Source organism: Kaistella sp. (assembly GCF_032060305.1).
GTDB lineage: Bacteria > Bacteroidota > Bacteroidia > Flavobacteriales > Weeksellaceae > Kaistella > Kaistella yananensis.
In genome coordinates this window covers 1-4,478 of record NZ_DAMBHK010000107.1, presented here as the reverse complement: position 1 = coordinate 4,478, position 4,478 = coordinate 1, and the positions used below count along the sequence as shown (strand labels likewise).

Sequence of the window (4,478 nt, the reverse complement as noted above, 5' to 3'; positions counted from 1 at the left end):
AACAACATCAAATAAAATGTCTGATTACAATAAAGGACTTTTTAAAAGCTGGGTTCCGAAACCCGTGCAGCTTTTACTGATTCTTCTCTTTACCACGGTCATCATGTCGGTGAATCCTGTGAATACCGGGAACATCAGCATGATGGTGAGTGACCTCGGCACGATGCCCGAATACCTGATGATGGCCAATTTCGCTTCCTTTATCGGAATGGCGACTTCTATGCCTTTGGTTTTAAGGGTGAAAATGCGTTTCCGCACCAAAGAGATTATGATTTTCTCGCTCGCCGTAACCGCGCTGCTGTCCTTCGTGATCGGGACCACAACAGTCCCTGAAATCATTGTGGCCGCTTCATTCCTTATGGGATTCTTCAAAATGTTCATGATGATGGAATTCATACTTCCCCTGATGTTTATTTTGAGTCCGGACGGAAAACGCGGTAAATTTTATGCGGTGTTTTATCCGTTTTCTATTATCGCAGGAAATATTTCAGGATATTATCTGGCCAAACTCGCCTACCATACCACATGGCAATACCCTCACCTGCTGACTGCCGGTCTGTGCCTTATCCTGATGATGATTACCGTAATCTTCCAGCACAACCAGCGCTTTGCCCGCAAGATGCCGTTTTCCCAGATCGACTGGCTCAGTATTGTACTTTTCGCAGCTACGTTTATGTTCATAGCGTTCTTCCTGTCTTTCGGAAAAACTCTGGACTGGTTCGAAGCTCCGAACATCCGCATTGCGTTTTGGGGCACGGTGATCTGTTTTCTACTGCTCACCCTGCGTCAGCTTTCATTGAAGAGAAGTTATATTTCCTTTGGCATCTTCACCAAAAGCAATGTCCAGAGCGGTCTGCTGATGCTGCTGTTTACGGGAGTTTTCCTGGGAGCGGGGACATTACAGAATACTTTTACCGTCGGAATCCTTGGGTATGACATGATAACGAATGCGTCGCTAAATATGATGATGGTGCCGGGCGTATTACTGGCCGGTGTGGTAGCATTCTATTGGTTCAAAAACGAAAGACCGCTGAAAATGTTTGTCTTCTCCGGCTTTGCCGCTTTTTTTCTGAACTCCGTGATGATGTACTTCATGATGGTTCCGGAACTGAACTACGAAAGCTGGCTGCTGCCTATGATCCTGAAAGGGTACGGCTTAGGCACCCTGTTTATCGCGGTATGGTTCTACACCCTCGACCGACTGGAAATGGAACCGATGCTGCAGGCGATCGGGCTTATTCTGGTTTTCCGGAGTTTTGTCGCTACTGCCGTATTTTCTTCATTTTTCTCATGGCTGCAGTACCGGTTTCAGTGGGAAAGTGTGAATAATCTGGCGGTGTATCTTGATGGAAACTTGATGTCGACGCAATCTGCATTGGCCGGCTATAAAAATTTACAGGTTAATGCGATACTGGTGGCCAATAAAAAAATATACGGCCTTATTGCGATCGCCGCGGTTGGAATGATGATCTATGTTTTACAGCATCATTTCGGGAAACTAAGATTTACACGGTTCCGATGGACAAAAGCCAGATTCACGGGCAGCTCCAGAAGACGTAAAAACGCAGATAAAAAAATCCTGCGCGAACGGGTGGAGGAGATCGAGGATGCAGCCGGTTCTTTTCTGTAAAACTTCAGATGACGGAGCGTTTCTTATCATACATCAATTCGGGGGCAGTTTTCAAAGGCTACTTTTGCACCCGAATTAAACAACTAATTATTTATACAATGAAAAAATTATCAATTTTGGCCCTTTCAGCAGTTCTGCTTGCCGTATCATGTAAAGAATCAAAAACCGACAGCGTTACCACTGCAACTGAGCAGGCTGTAGCTGAACAAACCGGAGAAACTTTTACCGTAAATACCGACAGCACTACTGTAAAATGGACTGCTTATCATAAAGGCGGATTGAACCCAAGATTCGGAACGACCAAAACCGCAGGAACATTTTCTGTAGAAAACGGAAACCTGGTATCCGGAAGCCTGACTTCAGACCTTAACACTTTAACTACTGACCCGGCTGCGGTTGATCCTGCAATGAGCGACGGAAAAACTTCTGCTGACCTTGATGCACACCTGAAAAGTGCAGATTTCTTTGATACTGCCAAATACCCAAGCGTGAAATTCGACATCACTAAAGTGGAAGACCTTGCAGCAGGAACTGAAAGCAAAGTGGCAGGTGCCAACAAAACAGTAAGCGGAAACCTTACTATTAAAGACAAAACCGTAAACGTAAGCTTCCCTGCGAAAGTAGAAGTTACTGAAAACGGACTGACAATGGTTTCAAACTTTACCATCAACAGACAGGACTGGGGCTTGGCTTACGGAACTGAAGGAGATCCTAAAGACTGGATGATTTCTCAGGAAGTTGACCTTGAACTTAACGTAGTTGCAGGTAAGTAATATCCTGTAATCAAATATCATAAAGACCGCTTTTTGCGGTCTTTTTTTGTGGCGGCAAAAACAGTGGATTCCACATTCAGCAGATATTAAGGTAAGTTAACAGACTATTTTTTAATTTTTGGTAAAACATTTGATTACTGAAACGGATAAATTATTCTTTAGTAAGAAAAAGTCAGTAACACTAAAAACCTCTACCTAATGGAAAAAGTATCCTTAAAAAAAGTAGCAGCCATAATGAAAAATCTTGATTTTTGCATGATGGTGACCAAAGACGGGCGCAACACGCTTCATTCCCGCCCAATGAGCAACAACGGAAAAGTTGAATACGACGGAGATTCGTGGTTTTTCTCGTACCGGGACTCCAACAAAGTAAAACAAATCGAAAATAATCCGATGGTTTCACTTATTTTCCAGACGGATGATATGACTTTTGTTGACTGCTACGGCATGGCAACCATCACTGCAAACCGCAAAATGCTGGAAGAAAAATGGGTGAAAGGGTTGGAAATGTGGTTTCCCGACGGCATTGAAACCGAAGGAATCTGCCTGATTAAAGTTTCGGCACACAGGATCCAGTTCTGGGGCAAAAACGGCGACGGCGAATACAGAGCAGAATAAATCTGGTTAACACCGGTAATTAAAGACTTATCCAAATAAAAATGCACAGCCTTGAACTGTGCATTTTTTTTCAATTTTGCTTAAAGAAGTTCGAAACCTCCGCCCACATGCAGCACAGTACCATGTACATAACTTGCCGCATCAAAACTCAGGAACAGTAATCCCTGTGCAACTTCACGCGGTTCACCCAACCTGCCTACGCTGCTCATAGTCGATAATATCTGCTTCAGTAAGGTTAAGGCCATAGCTGATTATACAGATGATAAAAGCGCAGGTCCCGGTTCTAACATTGAACTACGCAGGAAAATCATCAGAAGAAAAAATAAATCTGAATAAGAGGTCCTGCATATTGGGATGATTTTTGCTCATGCGTCGTATTAAACTTTAACGATGAATGCAACGATGATTCAGTTTTTCCACTGGTATTCGGAGGGAGACTGTAAATTATATGACGAAGCTGCTAAGGCGGCTGATTATTTAAAGGAGCTCGGTATTTCAGCGGTGTGGTTTCCACCTGCATATAAGGCTAATGGCGGCGGTTATTCTGTTGGTTACGATCCTTATGACCTTTATGATTTAGGCGAATTTGACCAGAAAGGTACCATCCCTACAAAATACGGTACTAAAGAACAATATGTGAACGCGTGCAAAACTTTACAAGAAAACGGCATTTCCGTAATTGCGGATATCGTTTTGAATCATAAAGCCGGTGGCGACGAAAAAGAAAAGTTCCATGCCGTAAAAGTAAATCCCGAAAACCGACAAGAAAATATTTCAGAACCTTTTGAAATTGAAAGTTACACGAAATTCACTTTTCCGAATCGTGAAAAAAAATATTCAGACTTCGAATGGAATTTCACCTGCTTTTCTGGCGTAGATTATGCGGAAGGTCAGGAAGAAGGAATTTACCAAATCATCCACGATTTCGGCGATGGTTGGGAAGAAATGATCGATACCGAAAAAGGCAATTATGATTATCTTATGTACAACGATATCGACCACAGAAACCCATTCGTTCGGGAAGAACTCGACAAATGGGGCAAATGGTATCACGACCAGATTCATTTCGATGGAGTTCGTTTAGACGCGGTGAAACACCAATCTCCGGTCTTCTACAAAGAATGGCTGTACAAACTTCGGGAAAATACTGCTAAAAATATTTTCGCCGTCGGTGAGTATTGGGCTCCGGGCGAAGTGAATCTTTTGCAAGATTATATAAATGCCACCGAAGGCTGCATGAGTTTGTTCGATTCTTCTCTTCAACAAAATTTTCACATTGCTTCGAAAGAAGGTGCGGATTATGATTTAAGAAAAATATTTGATGAAACCTTGACTTTACTGAATCCCGCATTCGCTGTAACCGTGGTCGATAATCACGATACACAACCACTGCAAGCTTTGGAAGCTCCTGTTGAAAAATGGTTCAAACCATTGGCTTATGCCCTTATTCTTCTTCG

At 42.9% G+C, this 4,478-nt stretch carries 5 protein-coding genes; 4 read left to right on the top strand and 1 reads right to left on the bottom strand.

All coding sequences use genetic code 11. The features are described 5' to 3' along the window. The 3 genes from V5N63_RS11105 to V5N63_RS11095 all read left to right on the top strand — a co-directional run. Nucleotides 1–1,630, top strand: a 1,630-nt coding sequence (locus V5N63_RS11105; RefSeq protein ID WP_332033999.1) for a hypothetical protein, incomplete at its 5' end; no start/stop codon positions are given. Nucleotides 1,631–1,728: 98 nt separating this feature from the next. Then, nucleotides 1,729–2,403 carry a YceI family protein gene (locus V5N63_RS11100; protein WP_332026118.1) on the top strand — a complete coding sequence of 225 codons (675 nt, stop codon included), beginning with the start codon at nt 1,729–1,731 and terminating at the stop codon, nt 2,401–2,403. 198 nt (nt 2,404–2,601) lie between these two features. Beyond that, nucleotides 2,602–3,021: a pyridoxamine 5'-phosphate oxidase family protein gene (locus tag V5N63_RS11095; RefSeq protein ID WP_332026120.1), complete on the top strand. Its 420-nt coding sequence runs from the start codon at nt 2,602–2,604 to the stop codon at nt 3,019–3,021. An 80-nt stretch (nt 3,022–3,101) separates the two neighbouring features. Here the strand turns inward: V5N63_RS11095 and V5N63_RS11090 are convergent, their stop codons facing one another. Continuing rightward, nucleotides 3,102–3,230 (bottom strand): SDR family oxidoreductase, encoded by a 129-nt coding sequence (locus V5N63_RS11090; protein ID WP_332033998.1) that lies wholly within the window; start codon nt 3,228–3,230, stop codon nt 3,102–3,104. Between the two features lie 181 nt (nt 3,231–3,411). Here V5N63_RS11090 and V5N63_RS11085 point away from each other — a divergent pair. Then, nucleotides 3,412–4,478 (top strand): alpha-amylase (locus V5N63_RS11085; RefSeq protein ID WP_332033997.1); only part of this gene is annotated, 1,067 nt, incomplete at its 3' end.